The following is a 25,143-nucleotide window of genomic DNA, read 5'->3' as shown; positions in this document are numbered from 1 at the left end:
TCTGAGAACACTGTTCAAGTTGAGCAAAGTTCGGAGGGGACTAAATCGTGGGTTACGCCTTATTTATCTCATATTTTAGACAGGGTATACCATAAGCTTCTTCCATGTGACGGCTGATGTAGTTCATCGAGCGGTAACAGTGGATGAGGTTCATCTTCACGTTGGGGGTCATCAACATTTCGTTGATTGTACCATCACCAGACCATTGAGCAACAACGCGCAAACCGATTTCTTCTAATAAGATGCGGCTCGCCCAAGCATCACCACCGATGTTGTAGTCACCAATGACGGCTACATCATAAGGAGTGCCTTCAAACTTCAATGTACCGTCTTTCTTACCTTGATCTGCTCTGGGGAATACCCAGTCACGAATCATGTCGTTAGCAATGTGGTGTCCTAAAGACTGAGACACACCACGGAAACCTTCGCAACGTACAGGAATAACTGGCTTACCGATAGTTTTGGATGTCTTCTTAGCTACTGCTTCGATGTCATCCCCAATTAGACCGATAGGACATTCAGATTGAATAGAAACACCACGGTTAAGTGGGAATAATACGTCTAATTCTTCAATTAACTTGGTGAGTTTCTTGTCTCCACCGAACACGATGTCGCGTTCTTGGAAGTCAGAGGTGAAGTGCATGGTACCAAAGGTGTCAATACCTGTTGTACCAATGTAGTAGTTACGACGACCAGACCAAGACCAGTAACCGCAACCTACGGGACCGTGGCTGATGTGGATCATGTCCTTAATAGGACCCCAAACCACACCTTTAGAACCTGCGTAAGCACAACCACGAGCAGTCATTACACCAGGAAGGGATTTGATGTTAGATTTAACACCACAATCAGCCTTACCTTCTTCAAATACGTTTAAGTGCTTTTCGCGCTTTTTAGCAGCTTTTTCGGGGTAAGCTTTCAGAACTTCTTTAACTAGTTCTTTTCTTTGTTCAACGATCTTCTTGTCATCTGGAGGAGTCATATTCTGTCTCTCTTGCTCCTAAGGAACGGGGGATAGGGTTGGGGACTTAATGTCCCCGGTGGGGAATGGAGGGAAAGGAAGGTAAAAAGGAAATTATGTAGTGTTTTCCTTTTTCCTGTTCCTAAATTATCAATTACTACTTGGTAGCACCTGCGGGCTTACCAATGATTTCAGCGTGCTTGGTGTCATCATCAAGAATACCGAATTCAATCAACAATGCTTCCAATTCATCCATTTCAATTGGTGTGGGGATGGTGAGGTTCTTGTTGTTGATGATCTTCTTAGCCAATGCACGGTATTCATTACCCTGATCGCTATCAGGTGCGTACTCGTTAACAGTCATCCGACGCAATTCTGCGTGTTGAACGATGTTGTCGCGGGGTACGAAGTGAATCATTTGAGTGTTCAAACGTTCAGCCAAGGTTTCGATCAATTCGATTTCACGGTCAACCTTACGGCTGTTACAGATCAAACCACCTAAACGTACACCACCGGAGTGAGCATATTTAAGAACACCACGAGCGATGTTGTTTGCAGCGTACATCGCCATCATTTCACCTGATGTAACGATGTAGATTTCTTGTGCTTTACCTTCACGGGGAAGAGTAATAATATAATGTCAAAAGCCGGAAAATGTTTATTTTCTACAATGTTTGCCGTAATCATTGTTTTGAGTAAACAGTTTTTTTATTAGGGTAAATCTAGGGTATGGACAGAACACAGGAAGCATTTGCCGATTTTCACCAAACAGCTATTACCGATGGGGGATATTTAGGCAGAATGCAAGCAGTAGAAAATCAAGAAAATCATCTAACGGCAAAACTGACAACAGAATTAAAAGCAATTAATGCTAGACTAAGAGCCGCAAGGGTGAGTGTTTCTGTCAGAAAATCTGGTAATTCATTACAGTTGAGAACTACCTTACCTATTAAACCAGGTGATATTGATAAAAACGGTATCGGCACAAAGCAATATGATATTTCTTTGGGGATACCATTTAGTTTTGATGGGTTAAATACTGCGGAAGAGGAAGCGAATGAGTTAGGAAAATTGATTGCCAGAAAACAATTTATCTGGACTGACAAATATTTAGGTAAAACTAGATTTAAAGCTAAATTCATCACAATTGGAGAGTTGATTTCTGAGTTTGAACAAAACTATTTCCAAACTAGAAAACGCACTCTTAAAAGTAACAATACATTTAATAGTTATTTCTATATTGCTAAAACACATTTGCCAAAAGATAAATTAGCCATCAATGCCAATTTTATTGATGCTGTAAAATTTTGTTCATCATCGGATAGTGTGAAAAATGAATTAATTAAGGTGATTAGGGTTTTGTGTAAATGTTCTGGTTTGGAAGTTCCAGAATTGAGTAATTTAAAAATCAAGGCTATTTCTCAACGCAAACGTGATATACCGACTGATGCAGAGATAGAACAAGAATATCTGAAGTTTGAAAATTATGCTATTAATCGTTCTAGTAAGTTGATAACGAGAGAAGATAGAAATAATTGGAAACTTTGGCGTTGGGTATATGGGATGTTGGCAACTTATGGATTAAGACCAATTGAAATTTTTGTCAATCCTGATTTAAATTGGTGGTTATCATCAGAAAATGTGATGAATACATGGCGGGTAAATGAAGAGTGTAAAACTGGACAAAGGGAAGCTTTACCCTTGTATCCGCGTTGGGTAGAAACTTTTAATTTAACAACAGATACAGAAGCAATTGAATTATTAAAGGCAAAAATTAAAGATAAAGTTACGAGTAGAGAAATTAACTCTGCGCGACATGGTACAGATAGATGGTTTAGATTTGTGGGGATTCCTTTTCAACCCTATGATTTACGTCATGGTTGGGCAATTAGAGCGCATTTAATGGGGATTCCTATTAAAGCTGCTGCTGATAATTTAGGTCATTCTGTGAATATGCACACATCTATTTATCAAAAGTGGTTTAGTTTAGAAAATCGCAAGGTTGCAATTGAGGAAGCGATTAAGAAAAAATCGAAGGTGGAAGATTTACAGGATATGGTGATTAGATTAGAACAGGAAAATGAGAGGTTGAGAATTGAGAATGAAAGATTGAGGTTACAGATAGGAAATCAAGAATTAATGAGAATGATTAATTAAATAACTGTTGTAGTTGTTGAAAAACTAATTCACCTTCAACTACTTCTCCTTGACGAAGTTGCTCTGTTCCTTCAGCAATTTTTCGCCTTAATTCAATTAGTTGCTTTTCTTTCTCTTCATGTTGCTCTAAAAGTTGAAAAGCCACAGATAATAACTCATGAATGCTTTTATATTTACCTTCTTGTAGTTTTTTAAGAAGGTATTTTTCTTGATCTGGCTTGACTGGAATTTGCATCTTTATCTCCTTATCTTTGAATTGATAAAAATTCTCGAAATTATCTCCTCAACGTTAATTTTAGCATTAAATCACCTACTTTGACCCACTAAATACAATCGCACTAACAACCCACAACATCGGAAATGCGATCAGATCGCTTTATTATTTATTTTCTTCTTGGATGTACCTCAAAAGCTAAATCTGCACGATAAAAACACACATCAAACTCTGCAAAAAAATGTCATGTGTCCAAGTATTACGGGTGCTTCTCTAGATTCTGTCCAAGCAAATGCAAGCAAAACAGGCGAAAATTCAGCAATGGTAGCTGATAAAATTAATCCCCGTGCGTGGAAATGAGCTAAATTCCCGGCTAACTGAATTGGAACTTTTTGCTGTTCCCAAATTGCTCCCAATTGCAGACCTATTTCATAGGGTAATACATTAACGCTTGCACCTGTATCTAGCAAAGCCATAACTTCAATAGAACGGTTTTTGTGAGTCAATGTTAATGGTAAATAAGGCATATTGCTAGAAACACCAGAAGTATTACTTCGCTCAATAAAGGGAAATTTTCTACTCTCAAGCATAGCCTTCTTCCTTTGCTGCTGTTAGCATATCAGATAATGTTTGAGCCGCTTCATGGGCATCATAAGGAGACCAGACAACGGCTTCAGTAGATGCTAATTGTTCCAGCAGCAAGTTTTCTTGTTCTTGATTATCAGTTGATTCTAAATTACATCCTTCTTCTTTTGCTACGGCTAATAATAGAAAATGAATGAGACGCAATTTGTCTTGGTGAGATAGCTGACTAACAGTGGGTAGTAATTCATTTAGAGGCATATCGCAAGTTATGGCAAAATTGGATAATAATCCTAAGATAACAGCATTCTCATCCCTCCCCATAACCTACAATACCGGAAATGCGATTCCTACGGAGCGCTTGCGCTATCGCATCCCCACAACGCACATATCCCAAATGCGATTCCTACGGAGCGCTTCGCTATCGCAAACCTCACCGCAGGTATCACACCTCCACAAACTACAACACCAAAAGAATAACGATTAAATGAACCGCGAAGACGCGAAGGACGCGAAGAAAGAAGATTAGTATTCTTTGACTGGGAAGGGAGTATCAATGACATAGCCAAAATGCGATCGCTCTCATAACCCACAACATCGGAAATGCGATCGCTCTTAATAACCCACATGGAAATCTGGATCTCACTCTGTGAAAAAATTTATACTTTAAATTAAAGGTTCTATTTTTACAACCTGAACCAAATATTCTAATGGGTTATTAAATATTAATATATGTTCCAAATCTTCTGCCGATATTGAAATTTTGTGCTTTGCTTTTCCTTCGATATCGTCATAAATAATATGAATATCTTTTATTAAAAATAAATATTTCTCTAGCGCCTTTCAAAACAGATAAACGACGCATTATTTCAATCGTAGCTTTCAACAACTCATCACGTGTGAGTTTTAATTGATTATTCCCATATTGACAAATAATCCATTCATTCTCTACCTTTGTGCTATGGTGTTGAGCGAAGTTTCTCCATTGATTGAGTTTAAGTTCCCAGGGTTGAGGAACAATAAGATTATGCGTACCGATTTCTTTTTCAATATTCAAGATCACATTTCCCAAAGTCATCTTCCTAACATCTCTTAATGCTTTCTGTCCTTTTATATTTTGTAAAATACATAAAAACTCTCTAAGAAAAGGCTGTATTGTTGCTTCAATTAATGAGCCTATATTTCTAAAGCATTCAAATTGAAATTCATCAAGGTTAAGGTCTTGTGGCTCTTGCGTCTCTTTTATGGAGAATTAATACTAAAGTGCCAGTTTAATAAACTACGTAATCTGAAATTGCTAAAGTTACGAAATCCATATCCAAGTCTTTTGATTAATTTGAGTTTATTATTAATTCCTTCTACAGTACCACTAGTAGTTCTGCCGTCAAAATAACCTACAACTTCACCAAACCACCTAATCATTGTTCCTATACTTTTGGGAAAATAAGAAAGTCCATCGTGCATCCAATCTAATAAATTCATTATGCTTTCGCCCCAAGACTTAGTGGATTCAAATATGTCTCGAAATTCTTCTTTTAGGGCGTGCATTTTTGCCAGAATAGGGGAAACTTTTTGAACATTATTTAATCTTTCTTTTTGTTGTTCATTTAAAGAATCTTCATTTTTATTAAGCTATATTTGCTTTTATTTAATCCTGCTAATATTCGGTCTCGCTCTGATTTATTATCTAAAGACATGGCGGCTCTCTTTTCAGATTTACGCATAGCATCTAATTCATCATTTACTTGTTTCATTACATGAAATCTATCAGCAGTTATATTCGCATTTGGCATTAATTCTTCTACTAAACTTTTATAAGGAGACCAAAGATCCATACTCACTTCAACTATTTGTTCAAGTACCTGAGATCCCCATTTGACAATAACTTCACGTATTTCTTCTATTCTTCTTGACTTCACCAACTCAATGGGTTTACGAGTATCTAAATCTACTAATACTGCTAAATAACTTCCTTGACCTTTCACCAAAGCAATCTCATCTATGCCTAACCTTTTCACCTGATTTAAATTAATGTTTAATATTTGTGATACTTGTGCCTTTAACATTGATTCAACTTCTTCATCGCTTAAGTCATTTCTTTCGGCAACACTATGAATATTACTGTCTAATACTTGTGCAACTATATCTATGGCTAGTCTTTTAGTATATCCTTTACTTTTATCTACAAAATTTAGCTTTTCACTGAAGACCTTTTTGCACTTGTTACATTTGAATTGACGGCGATTTATTCTTAACAATACTGGTTTTTCACTCCAAGATAAATCGTGAATTAGCCGCCAATGATTTTGATGTATACTATAGGTGGTTTTTTCACAGTCTGGACAAGTAGAATAGTTGACAGCTTTCTCTATTGTTATAATTATTCCTGCCCCAACAAGTTCTTGAAAATCTAACACTTTCATCTCTGGGAGATTGAGGATTTGATCTACGCTAAATTTCATAACTATCCCTAAAACTTTTGTATTTGATAATTATGATTGTAATCCTATGCTTATTCCCATATATCAAAAAGTTTGCAAACCTTTACAGGGATAGAGTTTTCAACTTTAATAATTTAAATTTATCGGCATTAAATTTTAATACTTTTAGTTTTCTCCATAAAAGAGATGCAAGAGCCGGTCTTGTTTACCAACCTCAAGTTTAACTTGATTTGAGTAATTAGATTGTCCTACTGTTATATCATAATTCCAGTAAGCAATAACTGCAAATGTATTATGCTTATCAATCTCTCTGGCTTTGTTATAACTAGCTAAGACAAAATTAAAAATATCTTTCCATTCAGATTGGGAAGAAATTATATTAATATTGATAGCTTCAAGTGCTAACGCAGTCATAGCATATTGCTCTAGTTTTTCCCTGCTTTCAATATAAGGAGATAATAAATTAATTATTGACTTCTTTATTTGCTCAGAGCTATATCCCATTGCATATAACTTTTTGTAAATATCGAATTGACTTGTCTGAGCAATATATTTCTTCCTCATAGTTTTTCAGTATGCTATTAGTATCCTAATCATCATTTATACTGTATTAAAGCATTTACATTGGTTGTCAGCCCTAATACAGAAGATGAATACATTATATCATTTCAAATTTGGTGACATAAATAACCATTATATTCTAAATTTTGGATAATCACTTCAAAAAGTTAAGCAAAATCACAATTATCAATTAATTATAAACCATCAATCAGTAACCCATTTATCAAAAATCATGTATCTCTCTTGACAGCAGGTACAAAATAGGGTAAACAAAAGAATAAACCCTAACAAAAACCCCATTTATCTAAAATTTCCCAGGGCAAAAATAGGGCATAAAAAATCAAAATTCTCAAACAATAGTATTAACAAAAACCCTAGATAAAACAGCTTACTCTTCACGGATAGGCATAGCAAAACCACCACATACAACGTCACCTAATACGTCGTAAGATACGAAATCTAAGTCTGTGTAAGCACCGTTTTCTTCTAGGAAGTTAATAGCGGTGATAATACCACGACCAGCACAACCTACACCGGGTTCTGGACCACCAGATTCAACGCACTTAACACCACGGAAACCGGTCAACATGACTTCGTGGAGTTCTAAATCTTCAACTGCACCTCTTTCAGCAGCCAAGGAAAGAACGGTGGTTTGAGCCTTGGAGTGAAGCATCAAACGGGTAGAGTCAGCTTTAGGGTCGCAACCTACGATCATGATGCGTTGACCCATTTCAGCCATTGCTGCGAGGGTGTTTTGAGAGGTGGTAGATTTACCGATACCGCCCTTGCCGTAGAAAGCTATTTGTCTAATATTTGCGTCGGTACTCATTGTTCGTTTTTTCCTAGAATTTGTTGGTTGATTGGGGTGTTTGTCTTTCGTCTTTTGGTTCTCACGCCTATTTATCTACGGCAGTGAGCGTGTGTAGAACGTCGCTATGGTGGCGATCGCTCTACAGAAAATTTGGTTGTGTACATGGTGTTTATTGGGTTGTAAGAATTACTGGTTTTTTCATGGGCGCGGAGAACCTGCCCCTACACTGCTTCGACTATGATTTCTTTGTTGATGCGATCGCGTAATCTCGCTTCAATCGCAACTTTCAAAGTGGCTGTGCTGCTGGAACATGAACCGCAAGCACCTTTGAGAATAACTTGTACTTTATTGCCTTCTATATCGTAGAGTTCTACATCTCCACCGTCGGCAATTAATACGGGTCTGACTTCTTCATCTAATACTTTTTGAATCAGGGCAATTCTTTGAACATTAGTTAATGGTCTTTGTTGCCCCTCATTAAACATTGAACTAGCAATTTCTGTAGTAGCTTTCACGCCGTTGGTGTTGAGAGTTTGTTTGGCGGTTTCCTGCTTTACTTCTCTTATTATATCATCAATTTTCGTTAAACAGGAACCGCATCCGCCACCAGCTTTTACATAATTTGTTACTTGCTCTGCACTGAGGAGATTATTTTGTGCAATAGCCTTTCTAATCTTAGTATCAGTGATACCAAAACAGCTACAAATTAGTACTCCTTCGTCATCATCATCATGGGCAGCTAAAGGAATGCCTCGATAATTATAGATAGCAGCTTCTAGAGCTTCTTGTCCCATAACTGAGCAGTGCATTTTCGCTTCTGGTAAACCGCCCAGGTAATCGGCTATATCTTTATTAGATACCTTTAGGGCTTCATCTAATGTCAAACCCTTTACCATTTCGGTTAAAGCACTGGAAGATGCGATCGCACTGGTACAACCAAAGGTTTGAAACCGAGCATCGAGAATCTTATCAGATGCAACTTCAACTTTTAAATGCAATCTCAAAGCATCACCGCAAGCAATACTACCTATCTCTCCAGTTGCAACTTTAACTCCAGCTTCACCTGTTTCTTCAATTGCACCCTGGTTTTTAGGATCGTAAAACAATTCTAATACTTTATCTGTGTAGTCCCACATAGTTGATTTTGGATTTTGGATTTTAGATTTTGGATTATAAGAAATAATTGAGCGTTGGGTAGGGGTTTAGCAATGCTAAACCCTGACAAGATTTAGGAGACTTTTACACTAATGTACGGGCGAAGCATTCGGGCGATCAATTATCCGTTTTTCCGAAAGGCTATTTTCCGAATGCTTCGCCCCTACGGATTGTTGTTGTAACCAACCCGCATTATCATTTTTGAAGGGAGATAAAGCGCGGAGACGTTCAACAATTTCTGGCATGACTGCGATAACTTGATCAATTTCAGCTTCGGTAGTGTAGCGGCAAAGACTGAAACGAATCGAACCATGTAAAGTGGTGTAGGGTAAACCCATCGCTCTTAAAACATGGGAAGGTTCTAGAGAACCAGAAGTACAAGCAGAACCAGAAGAAGCACAAATACCGTATTTATTTAAGGAGAGCAAAATTGCTTCACCTTCAATATATTTGAAACCAATATTTGTGGTGTTTGGTAATCTATGACTAGGATCACCGTTGACTTCACAGTCGGGAATTTTAGCAAGGAGGGCTTTTTCCAATCTATCGCGCAATCGGCTTTCTCTCTTGGTTGCCTCTTCTAAATTTAGCATTTCCAGTTCCGCAGCTTTGCCCAGAGCAATAATTCCGGGAACGTTCTCTGTCCCTGCTCTGCGTCCCCGTTCTTGGTGTCCACCAAGGAGAAAAGGACGGAACCGAACTCCACGACGCACATATAGAACACCGATGCCTTTGGGTGCGTGGATTTTGTGACCAGATATAGTTAACATATCTATGGTGCTGGTCTTCATGTTCAAGGGTATTTTACCTACCGCTTGAACTGCATCGACATGGAAGATAGCGCCGTATTCCTTAACTCTAGCACCAATCTCTTCAATTGGAAAGATAGTGCCGGTTTCATTATTGGCATACATCACGCTCACCAAAGCGGTGTTACCTGTCAGGGAAGCTTCCAGTTCATCTAAATCTAACTGTCCCTTCGCATTTACTGACAAATAGGTAACAGTATAACCTTGGGTTTCTAACTGTTTGCAGACATTCAAAACTGCGGGATGTTCTACCTGAGTTGTGATAATGTGGCGTTTTTCTGGTTGAGCTAATAATGCACCACGAATAGCAGCATTATCTCCCTCAGTTCCACAACTGGTAAAGATGATTTCTGATTCTTCTGCTCCTAATAAAGCTGCAATTTGTTCTCTGGCTATTTTGACACCTTTACCAAGTTGTCCACCAAAACTGTGCATACTAGAAGGATTGCCGTAATAATCCGTCAGATAAGGCAGCATCGCCTCTAAAACTGCTGGATCTACTTTGGTGGTAGCATTGTTATCGAGATAGATGCAATTCTTTTGCATTTTAGTCATTAAGTTATTAGTTATTACTTATTGGGAATAGGTAATGGGTAATTGGTAATTGGTAAAAACTTACTTCTTTTCTGTCACCCTTCGGGTTCGCCAGTCGCTCATGGGGGAAACCCCCAAGACTGCGCTGGCTCACCTGTCACCTATTACCCGTCACCTAAACCACTACTTGATGCTTTTGCAACTGTTCGGAGAACTTTTGGGAATAAGTATTCCGCCAACGTTCCCAGTAATCTTGTTTATTTGTCAACTTTGCTAAAACGCGATTGTAATTAGCAAACCAACCTTCCCAATAATCGCTTGGTTGTTTAACGCAACCATGAGCAGTGGGACAACCAGCTTTACATTGAGGTACGGTGTAAATACTGTCAATACAGTTTGTGCAAAGTTCAGAGTCAATCCAGTGAATACCGTCAACTACTTTAATTGCACCGGTGGGACAAACAGACAAACAAAGCTTGCAGGAAATACACTGGCTAGTAATTTTGTAAGCCATAATTATTTGCCTTTGTGTGAATTGGTGATTAGTGATTGGGTACTGGGTACTGGGTATTGGGAAAAGTTTCTTTCCTAGTCCCCAGTCCCTAGTCCCCAGTCCCTATTCCCCAGTCGCTACATATTGCTCGTAAAACTCTAGAGCAACTTTTTCAATTACGTCGTAAGCTTCAACAGTTTGTATCCCGGCTGCTTCTAGTTTTTCTTTAGGACAGTTGCCGATTTTGGATACCAAGACCGCTTTACAATCTGCGATCGCTTTCATTATATTGTCTGCGGTAGCTTCTTCGCTGTATCCACCTTGACAATATTGGTCAATCTTGCGATGACTGACAAAGCGCACTTCGTTACCATCAACTTCATACACTTGAAATTCTTTAGCGTGTCCGAAGTGTTGGTTAACTAATCCACCACCTTTTGTTGCTACTGCAACTAAGATTTTGGGTTTGTTTTGTAGAGATTTGCCATTGTTACTCTCTACAGCAGTTGCTTTTGCTTTATCTTTAGCTGCTTTAATTTCTTCTCTAAATTTCTCAATACCTTCGTGAACTTCTTGGCGTGTTTCCAAGTTATATTCTGGGGCCATTTCCAAGAATTTATCTTTGGTGAATTCTTGGCTGCGGTCTTCTCCTAATAATCCTACCGCATCTGCTCGGCACTGACGACAGTGACGCATCATTTTCATGTTACCAGAACAGTTGTCTTGGACTTCCTTCAGTTCTTTACCTGTGGGTCCCCGTTGACCTGTTAAACCAAAGTGTGTACCATGTTCCGGTGCAGAAATCAGCGGCATGATGTTGTGTAAGAATGCACCTCTCTCACGAATAGCTTTGTTAACTTCTACTAAATGTTTGTCATTAACTCCAGGAATCATCACGGAATTAACTTTGCACAAGATATCAGCTTCTTTGAGAGCTTGCAAACCTTCCAACTGCTTTTCTAGGAGAATTTTTGCTCCTTCCACGCCTCTATAACGCTTACGTTTGTAATGAACCCAAGAATAGATTTGTGCGCCTATTTCTGGGTCGATAGTGTTAAGGGTGATAGTAACGTGATCTATATTTAATTGTTTGATGCGATCAACATATTCTGTTAACATCAAACCGTTCGTAGATAAGCACAGTTTAATATCTGGTGCTTTATCTGCAATTAATTCAAAAGTACGGAAAGTTTTTTCTGGATTAGCCAAAGGATCACCAGGCCCCGCAACTCCCAAAACTGTCATTTGGGGAATTTTACCCGCAATTACCAACACTTTATGTGCGGCTTCTTCAGGTGTGAGCAACTCACTTACCACTCCAGGGCGACTTTCGTTAGCACAGTCATACTTGCGGTTACAATAGTTGCATTGAATATTACAAGCTGGTGCAACTGCAACGTGCATCCGGGCATAGTGATGATGAGCTTCTTCACTATAGCAAGGATGTTTGGCTATGCGTTCTATAAGTTTTTCGTCCATTTCTGGAGTTGTGGTGCTGTCGCAACCGCAACCAGCAGATTTAGCTGGGGTGATAATGGATTCCTGATTGGAGGAGGTGAGAATGTTTGTAGCAGGTAGTGTCATTGAATTTCGCAAGTTCGGTGGACTAGAGAGCCACTGTGGGAGATGCTTTTACTACTGCCAATGCCTATGAACCGAAGTCGCGTCTTACTCACTTGCCCACAGGTGTTAACCTGGTATTGATACCAATTTTAGATAAGTAGGATGATTTATATTTCTGGAAATAGCCTATTAATCAAGGCTTTTTATCCAAAATCGTTCGACTGAGCGCAGTCGAAGTCCAAATTCCTAATCTAAAATTGATACAAGGGTGGGCAGACAATGCTTGGGGTTCGGCTGGTGTGTGTCAACGTTTGGGTCTGGGGTAGACTTTGTGTGTACAGCCGCGACTTCCATTCACTCTAGGCATGGTGCTATCTCATCCCTCCACTCACTTTTGGCTTCTAACTTTGTTAAGGAGCGTTAAGTGATTGGCGATAAATGATTTATAGCAGCCGTTTCTAGATAGGTGCTGGGGCTGTCTAGGATAGGATTTATTGGATATATTATGTTTGTACTCAGATCTAGAAACCCCAATCTTTGCTAGGGTTACAAAAATTAAATAAAATTTTTTCGGGTACAGGTTCTAGTGTTTTTCAGTTGGGGTACGAGTATTTTTCGAGTGGGGTTCAGGATTTCTTTGTACTCAGTCAAAACCCAATACCTGCAAGGGATTGAGTAATAATTTAGTTTAATTTGGGCTACATTACCCATGTACTCAAACTATCCTCAAATCCTGCTAAAAGCGTTAGTTTGCAAGGGATTTGAAGTGTAAATCTGGAGTAGAAACCGTTGTCATAGTCCAGATATTTGCCAATCTATATTCTGTATCCAACATATCATTTTTTTGGAGATAAAAATGCAGTTCATATTCTTTTAATTTTTCAATGATCAATGATGTTAATTGCACTTCTAACCTATGTTGAATGAGCATTTTAGCTTCAATACAATAATAACTCTTAATGCAGATTATTTGCAATAAATTTAGTTTTTTAAGCCAGTTTTCCTTGGTTTCACGTTCTTAAAGCTATTCGGGAATGATAAATAATCTCAAATCAAAGAATAGGGAATAGGAAAAAAATTAATCGTTCTGAACTTTTGGCATCGCTACACTATATATATGGCGAACAAGTCAAACAGGGGGAAATGTCATGAAAGCTGTTGTTATCCGTCGCTATGGTTCTGCTGAAGTGTTGCAGTATGAAGAGGTGGAACAGCCGAAAATAAAACCTGAGCAGTTACTGGTAAAGGTTCATGCTAGTAGTGTTAATCCCATTGATTGGAAAATCCGCCAGGGAATGTTGAGTTTATTGACGGGAAACAATTTCCCAATGATTCTGGGGTTTGATGTGGCTGGGGAAGTGGTAGAAGTTGGTTCACAAGTGACGCGCTTCCAAGTAGGAGATGCTATTTATGGCAGTACTAGTTTTCCTGGAGGTGCTTATGCAGAATTTGCAGCTATCCCGGAAAATTTTGCGGCTCCCAAACCCACAAATATGAGTTATGAGGAAGCAGCTACTGTACCTTTAGCGGCGCTAACGGCTCTACAAGCCCTGCAAGACTTGGGAAATATCAAATTAGGTCAAACGGTATTGATTAATGGGGCTTCGGGCGGTGTGGGCATTTTTGCGGTGCAAATTGCTAAGACGTTGGGGGCTGAGGTGACAGGTGTTTGCAGTACCAGAAATTTGGATTTGGTGAAATCTTTGAATGCAGATTTAGTGATTGACTATACGCAACAGGATTTTACAGAAGGTAATGTGCAGTACGATATTATTTTTGATGCAGTTGCCAAACGAGCATTTTCTAATTGCAGAAAAGTTTTAAAGCCAAATGGGGTTTTTATTTCCACGTTACCTAACCCGGAAATGATTTTGCAGAGTTTTTTAACAATGTTTATGCCGGGACAAAAGGTAAAATTTGTGTTGGAAAGACCGAATAGCAAGGATTTGGTTTATTTAAAAGATTTGATTGAAGGGGGTAAAATGCGGACTTTGATTGATAGCACCTATCCTTTACAAGATTTAGCAAAAGCTCATCGGTATAGTGAAGGAGGGCGTGCGGTGGGAAAAATTGCGATTCTTACGGAGCGCATTGCGATCGCAACGCTTACTTGAGGCATCGGTGTGAGAACTTCCACATCAACACCAGATCATGTTTAAATCTGTGACAAAATAATCTCATTGTCCTAGAAGCAATACTATTTACCACTTTCAATTATTTTGAAAGTTTTTTTTGCAATGTAAGGAATCAAAACTGAAGACAACATCTTGTATATCTAAAGCTGTGATTAGCTCTTGCACAACGAGTATTTCACTTTTATGCTGATTTTCAAATTTTTCCATTCCGACAATTAGCCCTTTTTTGCCAGCAAATACTTGTTGCGGCTTGCAAACATAGCAATAAAGTATGAATTTACCAGCAATTTTATTTACTACGTCAAAGTTAGGGAATTACCTTATGTACATTTTTAAGCTGAAACAGCAAGAAGCCTTCCCCGTCATTCTCTTTGTTTGGAAAAAGTATTGATAATGTTCTAATAATTTTTACTTTTTGTTCTCTTAACCAAACTGAGTAAGCCTACTAGATAGGATACTCACCAATTATTTTGATGTGATTTCTTAAAATCGCAGGGAAAATTTGAATTATGGCACTTACAGCAGGAAATATCGCTTTTGTTGGGTTTAACGCGGATGGTAATGACAATATTGCTTTTGTGGCGTTAGTTGATATTAATCCTAACGAAGTAATTATTTTTGAGGATAACGAGTGGAACGGTACTGCTTGGGTTGATACAAACGAAGGTGCTTTTAGCTGGACATCTAACGTTTTAATCCCCGCAGGAACAATCGTCCGCATTGATAACATTGGTTCTGGAGATATCGCTGCCAGCACAGGAACAGTTACCCAACCCGTAGCAGAACGAGGCACTAATAGAGGACTCAGCGCCAGTAGCGAAGTGCTTTATGCCTATCAGGGAGATGCAGCTTCACCCACATTTATGACTGCGATTGCCAATAGCGGATTTAGTACTACAAATGGTCTACTAACGAATACAGGCTTAACAGCCGGGGTAAATGCTTTAGATTTATCATCACTAGCTGCTGGTGGCGCGGATGTTGCAGTTTTCAATGGCGCTCGCACAAACCAAGCTAACTTCGCAGCTTATTTACCGATTATCAATAATCCTAGCAATTGGATTGCTCAAGATGGTGCCGGTGATCAGAGCATTGATACCATTGCCCCAGATGTACCTTTTAGTGATACAGCATTTACATTAGGTGCTGCATCAATTGTAGGGATTACGCTTTCCCAATCTGGTGGCACGACCAATGTCACAGAAGGTGGCGCAACTGACAGCTATACGATTGTCTTAAATAGCCAACCAACAGCAGATGTGATCATCACCCTGAATGGTGATTCACAAGTGACAACTAGCTCCAATTCCCTCACTTTTACGACTGCTAATTGGAATGTCGGGCAGACAGTGACAGTTTCGGCAGTTGATGATGCAATTCTAGAAGATTCTCATCTGGGGACAATCTCCCATAGCGTGACGAGTGTCGATGCTAACTACAATGGATTAGCGATCGCTAACGTTACTGCCAACATCACCGATAATGACTCAACTGGTGCTTCAGGTATCACCATTCAAATCACCGAGTATCTTTACTCTGGGGGCAATGGTGAATTTGTTGAATTGACAAATCTGAGCGACAGTCCCGTAGATTTAACAGGTTGGAGTTACTCTGACAGCAATCGTACCCCTGGTACATTCTCTCTCAGTGGCTTCGGTACGGTAGAAGCTGGTGAATCAGTCATCTTTACTGAAACTGCTGACACTGCTGCATTCCGCACAGCCTGGGGTTTAGATGCAACAGTTAAAGTGATTGGAGATTCTTCACCAGGACTAGGACGCGGTGATGAAATCAATATCTATGACAATAATAACCAACTTGTAGATCGCCTCACCTATGACGATCAAGCGATTGGAGGGGTGCGAACCCAAAACGTGAGCGGCTGGACAGAAATAGATAATCTAGGTATCAATGACGCAACAAAATGGAAACTCTCCACCATTGCTGATGCTCAAAGTTCCGTGTTATCCACTGCTAATGATATTGGTAATCCTGGGCGTTATGTAATTGGAGTTGTACCGACTGTCATCCTCACTCAAACTGGAAGCAACACATCTGTAGCAGAAAACGGTGTAACTGATACTTATACTCTCGCTTTAACTACTACTCCCACAGCCGCAGTCAATATCAATATTACCGTCTCCGATCAACAGACTCTGCTCAGTACAGATGGGATTAACTTCTTTTCTACCCTTGTCCTTAACCTGACTGATACTACACCCCAGACAATTACCGTCCAGGCAGTAGATGATGGCATTTTTGAAACTAAACCCCATAATGGTGCGATCGCTCATAGTATTTCCAGTGCTGATCCTATTTACAACAGTCTGACGATTCCCTCCCTCGCAGTCAGCATCACCGACAACGATACTGCACCAAATTCACCTGCAATCAGAATTACAGAATATCAAGACGGTGGGAATGGCAGTGAATTTTTTGAAATTACCAACATTGGCGATACTGCTATTGATCTAAATGGTTGGAGTTACGACGATGATTCCCGCATTGCTGGTACAGTTTCTTTAAGTGCTTTTGGCATGGTTGGTGCTGGTGAATCGGTAATTGTCACTGAAAATAATGCTGACAATTTCCGCAATGATTGGGGTCTATCGTCATCTGTAAAAGTGATTGGAGAACTCACGGTTAACTTAGGCCGGGAAGATGAAATCAATATTTTTGATAACACCAACCAACTGATTGATAGCCTTTCCTATGGAGATAGTACCAAATTTCCAGGAACATCACGAGCTAATGGTGTCAGTGCTTGGACTGCGGCGGCTAATCTCGGTACAAATGATATCACCACATGGACACTTTCAACGGTGGGAGATAATTTAAATTCCTTTAATTCTCTAAGTGGTGGTATTGGCAACCCTGGAAGTTATAGCAGTGCCGCAGTTCCAAGTCCCGCAGTTTTGCTGAGTCAGTCTGGTGGTAGCACGGCGGTAACAGAAGGAGGAGCAACTGATACTTATACAGTCGTATTGAGAAGTCAGCCAACAGCGGATGTAGCGATCGCAATTAATGCAGATTCACAACTGCTGGTGAGTAGCAGTACTCTGACTTTCACCTCTGCGAATTGGAATATTGCCCAAACCGTTACCGTTACGGCGGTTGATGATGCGTTATTTGAAGGCAGTCACACAGGAGCAATTTCCCATACTGCGATTAGTGCAGATATTAATTACAACGGCATTACAGTTCCCAGTATCGCCACAGTCAATATTACTGATAACGATACGGCGGTAGGTGCAGTCCCAACAATTACAGAAAATACTGCTTCACCTTTTATTAATCTCGCCGCTACAGGATCAGGATTTTTGAGTGGTGCAATTAACGATCCTACCGATCCAGCCAGGATACTGGGTATTGACTTAGCGATCGCTGATGCTGATACACCAGTGGAAAATCTCACAGTCACCGTTAGCAGCAGCAACCAATCAGTTGTAGCGAATGCCAATTTAAACTTGACAGGCAGCGGCGGCACACGCAATTTGAAAATTAATCCGACTGACGTTGGATTTGCAGACATCACCATATCAGTGACGGATGGCAACAATCTTGTTGAATACATCATCAACTATGCCGCTTCTGCTGCCTCAGTTGTCCCTACCAGCACCCGCTTTCACTATGGTACAAGTGACGCTTCCACAGCGATCGCTATTGATGCTCAATATATGCTGGTGGCTGACGATGAAGACCAAGTAATTCGCTTATATGATCGCACTCAATCAGGATCACCAATCACCAGTTTTGACTTCTCCAGTTCCCCTGGCCTTGGTTCGGAAGTAGACCTAGAAGGTTCAGTACAGATTGGTAATACCATTTACTGGATTGGTTCTCATGGTAACAACTCTAGCAACAATGACGCTCCTAATCGCGAACGGATTTTTGCCACTACAGTTGCTGGAACAGGTATTAATACAACTCTCGATTTTGCCGGATCTTACAGATTTCTCGAAGATGATTTAATTGCTTGGGACAATGCTAATGGTCATGGACTCGGTGCGGGTTTCCTGGGTTTAGAGGCAAGTGCAGCAGGAGGTGTTTCTGTCAGTTCTAGCAATGGTTTTAATATTGAAGGTTTAACCGCTAGTCCTGATGGGAACAGTGTTTATATTGCTTTCCGCACACCACTAGAACCCACCAGCGATCGCACCCAAGCCTTAATTGTACCAGTTACTAATTTCTCCTCAATTCTTGATAATACAGGCGGTACAGCAGGTTCAGCCACCTTTGGCGCACCCATACAACTAGATTTAGGTGGTCGTGGTATTCGCAGCATCGAACGCAACACTACAGGGGAGTATGTGATTATCGCCGGAGCGGTGGGAGCAGCAACCGACAGCGCCCCCAATGATTTCCGTCTCTATACATGGACTGGCAATGTTGCAGATGCACCAGTATTGAGAACAGCAGATTTAACTTCTCTGAATACCAATGGTAGCTTTGAAGGAATTGTCACTGTTCCTGACAACCTCACAGGCAGTACCAAGATTCAACTTCTAGTAGATAATGGTGATACTTTCTGGTACAACAACAGTGTTGCATCTAAAGACTTAGATCAAGACAATTTCCAGAAGTTCCGCACTGAAGAAGTTACCCTTGATGCCATCAAAATTCATACTATTCAAGGAGCAGGTCATATATCGTCTTTGGTTGGGCAAGTTGTCACAGATATACCGGGTATTGTTACCGCAGTTGACTCCAATGGGTTCTATCTCCAAGATCCCAATCCTGATAACGATATTGCCACTTCGGAAGGTATTTTCGTCTTTACTGGTAGCACTCCTACAGTCAGCGTTGGCGATGCCATCACTGTTACAGGTACAGTCAGCGAATTTACCCCCGGTGGAGCTAGTACGGGCAATCTTTCCACTACCCAAATTGGTGGCAACCCCACAATCACCATCCTATCTAGTGATAATGTTCTGCCTAGTGCCGTGATCATTGGTGCGGGCGGACGAGTGCCTCCATCTCAAGTTATTGACGACGATGGACTCACATCTTTTGACCCTATCACTGATGGTATTGATTTTTACGAGTCTCTCGAAGGAATGCGGGTAACAGCCAAAAATCTACTTGCTGTTAGTCCTACCAACAGTTTTGGGGAAATCTACACTGTTGTTGATAATGGCACAGGTGCAACTGGTTTGAGTCAGCGTGGCACAATCAACATTGCACCTAATGACTTTAACCCCGAACGCATCCAGATTGATGAAGATAATGGTGTGTTTGACTTTGCCTTCCCGAATGTCAATGTCGGCGATAGGTTGGGTGATGTTACTGGTGTTGTCGGTTATAACTTTGGCAACTTTGAGGTAATTCCCACGGAAGATTTTGTTAGTAATATTCAATTTGCTAATCTGCAACCTGAAGTTACCACTCTTAATCAGGGTAGTGATACCCTAGCGATCGCTACCTACAATGTTCTCAATCTCGATCCCAATGATGCTGATGGTGATCTGGATATTGCTGATGGTCGCTTTAATGCGATCGCTAGTCAAATTGTCAATAATCTCAAAAGTCCTGACATCATTGGTTTACAAGAGATTCAAGATAATAGTGGCAGTACCAATGATGGTGTAACTAGTGCCAGCCTCACCTTACAAACTTTAATTGATGCGATCGCTGCCGCAGGTGGTCCCACTTACAAATTCATTGACAACACCTTCATTACCAATAATAACAGTGGTGGACAGCCCGGTGCAAACATCCGTAACGCTTTCCTCTACAATGACAGCCGCGTTGATTTAGTAGATGGTTCTGTTCAAACTGTTCCCTCTTCTTCCTTTGCTGCTTTCACTGACACTCGACTGCCTCTAATTGCCAACTTCGCTTTTAATGGTGAAGAGATAACCGTTATTAACAATCACTTTTCATCTAAAGGTGGTAGCAGTCCACTTTTTGGTAGGAATCAGCCCTCCGTTGGTGGTGAATCTGGTGGAAATGGACAAGAAAATAACGCCATTAATGGTTCTTTAGACCAGCGTCGCGCCCAAGCTGAAGCGGTAAATAATTTTGTAGATGGGATTTTGGCAACTAATCCTAATTCTAATGTTGTTGTGGTCGGTGATTTGAACGAATTTGAGTTTATCTCACCTTTGAATATTCTCGCAGGTGGGAATAGCTCTGTCCTTACCAACCTCACCAATACTTTGCCAGAAAATGAACGGTATACCTACAACTTTGATGGTAATTCTCAATCTCTTGACCATATTTTGGTGAGTAATAATTTGGGTGCAACTGCCCAAGTTGACATTGTTCATGTTAATAGTGAGTTTGTGGACAATGCTCAACGGGCAAGTGACCATGATCCAATTTTAGTAACGCTAACAATAACTCAGAACATTTCCACATTACCTGCCGTTGGTACACCTGGTAATGATGATATCTTCCCGGTTCAAAGTAGCAGCTTTGATGGTGTACAAGATATTCTATTTACCGGAGCAGGAAATGATACCGTAGACCTCCAACTTGGCACGTTAGCTAATGCAGGAAATAACCGCATTAATCTAGGCAGTGCCGATGATATTATCTACGTCAATCGCCAAGATAGAGCTTTCGGTAGCGATGGTAATGATGAATTTGATGCTACTGATGCTAAAGGTGGAAATCGGATGTCTGGTGGTGAGGGAAATGATATTTTCTATCTGGGTAGCAATGACCGCGCTTTAGGTGGTAACGGTGATGATAGCTTCTTTGTTCAAGAAGGTGGTGGTAACTTGCTTTCTGGTGGCGCTGGTGCTGACCAATTCTGGATTGTTAATGCTCAACTACCACAAGTTGCTAATACCATTGTTGACTTCCAAGTTGGTGTTGATGTTATTGGTATTGGTGGTGCTGTTAGCTTAGGTATTACTACATCGACACTTCAGTTAAATCAAGTAAATGCTGACACCCACATTAACTTTAACAATCAAACTCTCGCTGTTCTCACTGGCATTCAATCTGTGAGCTTGAATTTGACTGACTCTAACCAGTTCGTATTGGTGTAAGGCGTTAAAAATTGTCGTTATGACAAGGCAAGAGGGAAGATGTTTTTGGACAACGGTACTTTTCTTTGCATAATGCAAGTTTTTTTACGCCTTTCTGCTTAATTCAAGAGTTACTGGAAATAATTGGTAGTTTCGTTTCTGGAACTATCAATTATCCATAATTCCTGAAACGAATTATCAACAACTAGTCTAAACTCCAGTTAGTATAACAGAATAGATAAATTGTTCCCCCAAACAGGCAAAAATATGCATTTATTCTCATATTTGGAGAGTTATGGTAATTGATATTTTTGTGCTATACGATATATCATTTTTGAATATCGGCTCAATAAGTAGGGGCAAGAGAAGTAAGGATAAAAATAAGATTGAACGAATTGATAAATTACGGTATTTTGGCTTAAGTGACGAGCAAATTGCAGAGGTGTTAGAGTTACCTTTGGAGATTGTTAAAAAAGTGGAATCGGACGTTATTTAATAAATCATCGTTGCTGAGTCATTGCCATCACGGTTGCAACAGTCAATTCTGAGATATTGCCAAGGGTGGGGAGTGTATCATTATTGGCATAAACGAGTGGTAACTCTTTATTTTCCCAAACCCAGATTTGCTTTCGCTGAATATCAATGAGCCAAGCAATCTGTGTCCCGTTACTCAAGCAGTGCAGGATTTTGTGTTGTATATCTAAGGTGCTTTGGTCGGGGGAGCGAATTTCAATTAACCAGTCCGGTGAACCTTGTAGCGGTCCATCTTCATCAGAAAAACGATTGCTCTTAACAACCGCAATATCAGGTACGGGAGACATGGGAGGTACGATACACCGGAGTTCTTGGATAGCTTCATAGGCTGTAGTTTGGCTGTTGATGGCGTTAACAAGGTTACGTTGGAGGCGGGAATGAAACAGTGTTGGCATGGGTTTTTGCTGGGCTTGTCCCTGTATAAACTCCCAGGCAGGAGAGGCTTCAATATTGGGTTGCCCAAGAAAATTGTCTAATGGGTTGATGAGGGTAGGAGATTGCATAGTTGCCTCAGCATTACGAAAAAAGACGTTATCTATAAATACCTTCGACTGTTTTTAGCATAAGTCTTGTGGTCTTAACCATTTTTTCAATTATACCTGTATTTGGATTATTGATACCCTGGAGTGGTTTAACTCTACCCCTGTTAAGGTGTACTTTCAGTTGCATGGTTAGCAGTACCAGGACTTACGTAAAACAAAACGGGAGTAGGGGTAATTCATGAATTACCCTTACGCAAGAATTAGGTTTTGAGTTCAATCTTGCGTAAGTCCTAAGCACGTCATTGATATGGTTGGGATAATAACCGATATCTTCCCACTTATAATTCAGAAATATAACTCTTTTCTATGAAATCTATGTCAAATCCAACCGTGAGATGGAAATTTTGGTGGCGTTGGGTATTAGCTACCACTATTGGCATTTTTCTTGGCTTTTTATTAGGCTTTTTTTCTAGCTTGCTGGGGATAAACTCTCCTTTATCTGGAATTTCAGGTTTTTGGGGTGGTGCATTGGGTGGTTTGTGTGTGGGTATTGCCCAAAAGTTAGTTTTACGCAAGAAAGTTTCTGCTAAATGGATATTAGCTACAATGTTCGGTTTCAGCATGGGCTGTGGGATAGGAGGGTTAATACTTGTGACTACTTCTAATGCCATTATGAGTCCAATTTTGGGTATAGTCAGTGGCATTATTTCCCTTAGTTTTGCCCAAGCGCTAGTTATGAAATGGCCGAGAGAAAAGACTCTTAACTGGCTTATTGCCACTACTATAGGTGTCATAGTAGGCGCAGTTATAGGTGCATTGGCCTGTATTCTGGCGGCTGTTACTGCTGAGAAGATATTTAAAGGCGGTTTAGAGACACTGATTCCAATTTTATTTTCGGCTACAGTGGCAGGTAGCATGGTGAGTGGATTCATCTACGGTGGCATTAGTGGTTTATTTTTGATTAAATTATTACCAAATCCTCAAACATGAAAACAGCTAAAATGATGATTACCACCGTTGAGCGTCGTTATAGTTTAGATGAATATCGCGCTATTGAAGAAAAAGCAGAAGGACGTAGCGAATATGGTGATGGAAAAATTGTACCCATGCCAGGAGGAACACTCAATTTGAGCTAATTAACAGCGATTTGCGGTTATGAATTCCTGAACATAAACGAGGGGTATATCCTGATGTGATGGTTTTTAATGGTGAACCGCAACTAAATGATAATCGTAAGGATGAGGTTTTAAATCCTATCTTAATAGTAGAAGTATTATCTCCTTCCACAGCAGATTATGACCGCCAAAATAAATTTAGGATGTATCGTTCAATTCCTAGTTTTTGTGAATATTTATTAGTAGAGCAAGATGAAGTTTTTATAGAGAAATATAGTAAGCAAGATCAAGGTTGGTTGTTGAGTGATTTTAATGATTTGGAAAAATCTATTTTTTTAGAGTCTGTGGGTGTGGAATTACCAATCAAGGAAATTTATCGCGGTGTTAGTTTTGGGTAAACAGTTTTGGAAAAATGGGTAGAACTTATGTTAATTTTAAAAAAAGTTTAATCAAGATAGCGCAGTAAATTTACTGTACATATAAATCTAGTGGTGTTAAAATCTAGATTTTCTAAGTTCACGATGATGAAATCAAAAATTTATATTGAAACCAGTATTCCTAGCTTCTACCATGAGATTCGCACTGAACCCGATATGATAGCGCGTCGAGAATGGACTCGTTTTTGGTGGAATAACGTAAGGCAACAATATGATGTTTTTACAAGTATTGCAGTTTTAGATGAACTGAATAAAGGCAATTTTCCTAATAAAGAAGAAGTCATTGAACTTATAAATGATATTCCTTTGATAGATATTGAACCAGAAATTGCTGAAATTGTGCAAACCTACATTCAAAATCAGGTTATGCCTAGTGATCCTTTAGGCGATGCCCTCCATCTTGCCATAGCATCCTATCATAAATGTGATTTTCTGTTAACTTGGAATTGTCGTCACTTAGCTAATGCTAACAAATTTGGGCATATTAGACGAGTTAATGTTATGCTAGGCTTATATGTTCCTGCACTAGTAACACCTTTAGAATTAATGAATCATGATTACTCTTGATGATTCGGTACTTCAAAAAATTCGAGAAATTCGTCATCAAATATCTCAAAATAATCAGCATGACCCACAGAAATTAATTAAGTATTATCTAGAATTACAAGAACAATATAAACAAAAAAAAGAGAATTTAACCAGTCAATAAATTAGTGATTGTTTAATAATCATCGATGCAGGATTACGTTCCCGATACCAGCGATAGGTTTGCGAAGTCTGGTTTTCAGCAATTGGATTAATCTCAACTTGAAATGTCCTATTTCTGTTGCATTTCTTGGATAAAATCCGCAATAGGACGAGTTTGACCACTGTTGAGTTCTTCAAAACCCTGCTGAATACCAGCAATAGTTTCTAAATGCTCAATTAATTGGCGTATCTTGGTAGGATCGATTTTACCGGAATCGAGAAAAGTGATGAGAACCTGGGTGCTATTGTTCACATCTTTGGGGGGTTCAGTAAATTCAATTTGCCCGTTTCGATAAATACCTTCGACTGTTTTTAGCATAAGTCTTGTGGTGTTAATCATTTTTTCAATTATATCACTGTATATTTAGGGAATAGGATGTCTGAGTTCTGCTTCTTGGAAATGAGTGAGATAAATAATTCAGAATTATTTAAAAT

The 25,143-nt window shown here is 39.7% G+C and carries 19 protein-coding genes and 6 pseudogenes; 8 read left to right on the top strand and 17 right to left on the bottom strand.

The features are described 5' to 3' along the window. Positions 1–70 precede the first annotated feature (70 nt). A pseudogene (locus ACOWPH_RS04745) lies at positions 71–982 on the bottom strand (nitrogenase component 1); the annotation flags it as partial. 136 nt (positions 983–1,118) lie between these two features. Next, positions 1,119–1,580, bottom strand: a pseudogene (gene nifH, locus ACOWPH_RS04740) (nitrogenase reductase); the annotation flags it as partial. 110 nt (positions 1,581–1,690) lie between these two features. Here nifH and ACOWPH_RS04735 point away from each other — a divergent pair. Then, complete coding sequence (locus tag ACOWPH_RS04735) at positions 1,691–3,118, top strand: phage integrase XisA (RefSeq protein WP_015214235.1); 1,428 nt, start codon at positions 1,691–1,693, stop codon at positions 3,116–3,118. On the opposite strand, the gene ACOWPH_RS04730 is transcribed toward ACOWPH_RS04735, so the two are convergent. From ACOWPH_RS04730 to ACOWPH_RS04670, 13 genes and pseudogenes are all read right to left on the bottom strand, one after another. Beyond that, positions 3,111–3,353, bottom strand: coding sequence for a type II toxin-antitoxin system ParD family antitoxin (locus ACOWPH_RS04730; RefSeq protein ID WP_015214234.1), 243 nt, complete (start codon positions 3,351–3,353; stop codon positions 3,111–3,113). The two genes, ACOWPH_RS04735 and ACOWPH_RS04730, sit on opposite strands and share 8 nt — an antisense overlap. A 148-nt stretch (positions 3,354–3,501) precedes the next feature. Next, a pseudogene (locus ACOWPH_RS04725) lies at positions 3,502–3,922 on the bottom strand (retroviral-like aspartic protease). After that, positions 3,915–4,238, bottom strand: coding sequence for a hypothetical protein (locus ACOWPH_RS04720; RefSeq protein ID WP_015214232.1), 324 nt, complete (start codon positions 4,236–4,238; stop codon positions 3,915–3,917). Before ACOWPH_RS04720 ends, ACOWPH_RS04725 begins: the two are co-directional and overlap by 8 nt. 26 nt (positions 4,239–4,264) lie before the next feature. Continuing rightward, complete coding sequence (locus tag ACOWPH_RS04715) at positions 4,265–4,543, bottom strand: hypothetical protein (protein ID WP_015214231.1); 279 nt, start codon at positions 4,541–4,543, stop codon at positions 4,265–4,267. A gap of 161 nt (positions 4,544–4,704) precedes the next feature. Then, a complete protein-coding gene (locus ACOWPH_RS04710; RefSeq protein WP_150111003.1) occupies positions 4,705–4,971 on the bottom strand; it encodes a hypothetical protein in 267 nt (88 codons plus the stop codon). A 185-nt stretch (positions 4,972–5,156) separates the two neighbouring features. Next, positions 5,157–6,376: pseudogene (locus ACOWPH_RS04705) on the bottom strand (ISL3 family transposase). Positions 6,377–6,520: 144 nt separating this feature from the next. Next, the gene (locus tag ACOWPH_RS04700) at positions 6,521–6,919 is read right to left on the bottom strand and encodes a hypothetical protein (RefSeq protein ID WP_015214230.1); all 399 of its coding nucleotides are present in this window, start codon (positions 6,917–6,919) and stop codon (positions 6,521–6,523) included. Positions 6,920–7,310: 391 nt separating this feature from the next. Next, positions 7,311–7,745 (bottom strand): annotated as a pseudogene (locus tag ACOWPH_RS04695) (AAA family ATPase); the annotation flags it as partial. A 203-nt stretch (positions 7,746–7,948) separates the two neighbouring features. After that, positions 7,949–8,863: a Fe-S cluster assembly protein NifU gene (gene nifU, locus ACOWPH_RS04690; RefSeq protein WP_015214229.1), complete on the bottom strand. Its 915-nt coding sequence runs from the start codon at positions 8,861–8,863 to the stop codon at positions 7,949–7,951. A 108-nt stretch (positions 8,864–8,971) separates the two neighbouring features. Further along, positions 8,972–10,237, bottom strand: a complete 1,266-nt coding sequence (gene nifS / locus ACOWPH_RS04685) for a cysteine desulfurase NifS (RefSeq protein ID WP_042465921.1) — start codon at positions 10,235–10,237, stop codon at positions 8,972–8,974. Positions 10,238–10,400: 163 nt separating this feature from the next. Next, the gene (locus tag ACOWPH_RS04680; RefSeq protein WP_015214227.1) at positions 10,401–10,739 is read right to left on the bottom strand and encodes a DUF362 domain-containing protein; all 339 of its coding nucleotides are present in this window, start codon (positions 10,737–10,739) and stop codon (positions 10,401–10,403) included. 102 nt (positions 10,740–10,841) lie between these two features. After that, positions 10,842–12,302 carry a nitrogenase cofactor biosynthesis protein NifB gene (gene nifB / locus ACOWPH_RS04675; RefSeq protein WP_015214226.1) on the bottom strand — a complete coding sequence of 487 codons (1,461 nt, stop codon included), beginning with the start codon at positions 12,300–12,302 and terminating at the stop codon, positions 10,842–10,844. Positions 12,303–13,026: 724 nt separating this feature from the next. After that, positions 13,027–13,212, bottom strand: coding sequence for a hypothetical protein (locus tag ACOWPH_RS04670; RefSeq protein WP_015214225.1), 186 nt, complete (start codon positions 13,210–13,212; stop codon positions 13,027–13,029). Between the two features lie 217 nt (positions 13,213–13,429). On the opposite strand from ACOWPH_RS04670, the gene ACOWPH_RS04665 reads away from it, so the two are divergent. The 3 genes from ACOWPH_RS04665 to ACOWPH_RS04655 all read left to right on the top strand — a co-directional run bounded on the left by ACOWPH_RS04665 (position 13,430) and on the right by ACOWPH_RS04655 (position 21,889). Then, positions 13,430–14,395: an NAD(P)-dependent alcohol dehydrogenase gene (locus tag ACOWPH_RS04665; protein ID WP_015214224.1), complete on the top strand. Its 966-nt coding sequence runs from the start codon at positions 13,430–13,432 to the stop codon at positions 14,393–14,395. A 530-nt stretch (positions 14,396–14,925) separates the two neighbouring features. Continuing rightward, on the top strand, positions 14,926–21,414 hold the full coding sequence (locus ACOWPH_RS04660; RefSeq protein WP_015214223.1) for a lamin tail domain-containing protein: 6,489 nt from the start codon (positions 14,926–14,928) through the stop codon (positions 21,412–21,414). 274 nt (positions 21,415–21,688) lie between these two features. Continuing rightward, positions 21,689–21,889 carry a hypothetical protein gene (locus ACOWPH_RS04655; protein WP_042464834.1) on the top strand — a complete coding sequence of 67 codons (201 nt, stop codon included), beginning with the start codon at positions 21,689–21,691 and terminating at the stop codon, positions 21,887–21,889. 4 nt (positions 21,890–21,893) lie between these two features. Here ACOWPH_RS04655 and ACOWPH_RS04650 read toward each other — a convergent pair whose 3' ends face one another. After that, positions 21,894–22,430, bottom strand: coding sequence for a Uma2 family endonuclease (locus ACOWPH_RS04650; protein ID WP_015214222.1), 537 nt, complete (start codon positions 22,428–22,430; stop codon positions 21,894–21,896). Positions 22,431–22,784: 354 nt separating this feature from the next. On the opposite strand from ACOWPH_RS04650, the gene ACOWPH_RS04645 reads away from it, so the two are divergent. From ACOWPH_RS04645 to ACOWPH_RS04630, 4 genes and pseudogenes are all read left to right on the top strand, one after another. Further along, on the top strand, positions 22,785–23,399 hold the full coding sequence (locus ACOWPH_RS04645; protein WP_150111002.1) for a hypothetical protein: 615 nt from the start codon (positions 22,785–22,787) through the stop codon (positions 23,397–23,399). Between the two features lie 14 nt (positions 23,400–23,413). Further along, positions 23,414–23,922, top strand: a pseudogene (locus tag ACOWPH_RS04640) (Uma2 family endonuclease). 123 nt (positions 23,923–24,045) lie between these two features. Next, entirely contained in the window at positions 24,046–24,528 is a 483-nt protein-coding gene (locus ACOWPH_RS04635; RefSeq protein ID WP_150111001.1) for a type II toxin-antitoxin system VapC family toxin, read from the top strand. Next, positions 24,515–24,670 carry a hypothetical protein gene (locus tag ACOWPH_RS04630; RefSeq protein ID WP_015214219.1) on the top strand — a complete coding sequence of 52 codons (156 nt, stop codon included), beginning with the start codon at positions 24,515–24,517 and terminating at the stop codon, positions 24,668–24,670. The genes ACOWPH_RS04635 and ACOWPH_RS04630 overlap by 14 nt, the downstream gene beginning before the upstream one ends. Before the next feature lie 108 nt (positions 24,671–24,778). On the opposite strand, the gene ACOWPH_RS04625 is transcribed toward ACOWPH_RS04630, so the two are convergent. Continuing rightward, positions 24,779–25,027, bottom strand: a complete 249-nt coding sequence (locus ACOWPH_RS04625; protein ID WP_015214218.1) for a hypothetical protein — start codon at positions 25,025–25,027, stop codon at positions 24,779–24,781. Positions 25,028–25,143: the final 116 nt, after the last annotated feature.

Origin of the sequence: Anabaena sp. PCC 7938 (assembly GCF_049315035.1) — a bacterium.
GTDB lineage: Bacteria > Cyanobacteriota > Cyanobacteriia > Cyanobacteriales > Nostocaceae > Anabaena > Anabaena cylindrica.
This window is presented reverse-complemented; position numbering and strand designations above follow the sequence as displayed.

Coding starts and splice junctions, on each gene's coding strand:
- ACOWPH_RS04670 (WP_015214225.1), bottom strand. CDS start 13,212: ATGCTCATTCAACATAGGTTAGAAGTGCAATTAACATCATTGATCATT.
- ACOWPH_RS04720 (WP_015214232.1), bottom strand. CDS start 4,238: ATGGGGAGGGATGAGAATGCTGTTATCTTAGGATTATTATCCAATTTT.
- ACOWPH_RS04700 (WP_015214230.1), bottom strand. CDS start 6,919: ATGAGGAAGAAATATATTGCTCAGACAAGTCAATTCGATATTTACAAA.
- ACOWPH_RS04680 (WP_015214227.1), bottom strand. CDS start 10,739: ATGGCTTACAAAATTACTAGCCAGTGTATTTCCTGCAAGCTTTGTTTG.
- ACOWPH_RS04650 (WP_015214222.1), bottom strand. CDS start 22,430: ATGCAATCTCCTACCCTCATCAACCCATTAGACAATTTTCTTGGGCAA.
- ACOWPH_RS04645 (WP_150111002.1), top strand. CDS start 22,785: ATGTCAAATCCAACCGTGAGATGGAAATTTTGGTGGCGTTGGGTATTA.
- ACOWPH_RS04630 (WP_015214219.1), top strand. CDS start 24,515: ATGATTACTCTTGATGATTCGGTACTTCAAAAAATTCGAGAAATTCGT.
- ACOWPH_RS04715 (WP_015214231.1), bottom strand. CDS start 4,543: ATGTGGGTTATTAAGAGCGATCGCATTTCCGATGTTGTGGGTTATGAG.
- ACOWPH_RS04625 (WP_015214218.1), bottom strand. CDS start 25,027: ATGCTAAAAACAGTCGAAGGTATTTATCGAAACGGGCAAATTGAATTT.
- nifB (WP_015214226.1), bottom strand. CDS start 12,302: ATGACACTACCTGCTACAAACATTCTCACCTCCTCCAATCAGGAATCC.
- nifU (WP_015214229.1), bottom strand. CDS start 8,863: ATGTGGGACTACACAGATAAAGTATTAGAATTGTTTTACGATCCTAAA.
- nifS (WP_042465921.1), bottom strand. CDS start 10,237: ATGCAAAAGAATTGCATCTATCTCGATAACAATGCTACCACCAAAGTA.
- ACOWPH_RS04655 (WP_042464834.1), top strand. CDS start 21,689: ATGGTAATTGATATTTTTGTGCTATACGATATATCATTTTTGAATATC.
- ACOWPH_RS04735 (WP_015214235.1), top strand. CDS start 1,691: ATGGACAGAACACAGGAAGCATTTGCCGATTTTCACCAAACAGCTATT.
- ACOWPH_RS04635 (WP_150111001.1), top strand. CDS start 24,046: ATGATGAAATCAAAAATTTATATTGAAACCAGTATTCCTAGCTTCTAC.
- ACOWPH_RS04730 (WP_015214234.1), bottom strand. CDS start 3,353: ATGCAAATTCCAGTCAAGCCAGATCAAGAAAAATACCTTCTTAAAAAA.
- ACOWPH_RS04660 (WP_015214223.1), top strand. CDS start 14,926: ATGGCACTTACAGCAGGAAATATCGCTTTTGTTGGGTTTAACGCGGAT.
- ACOWPH_RS04665 (WP_015214224.1), top strand. CDS start 13,430: ATGAAAGCTGTTGTTATCCGTCGCTATGGTTCTGCTGAAGTGTTGCAG.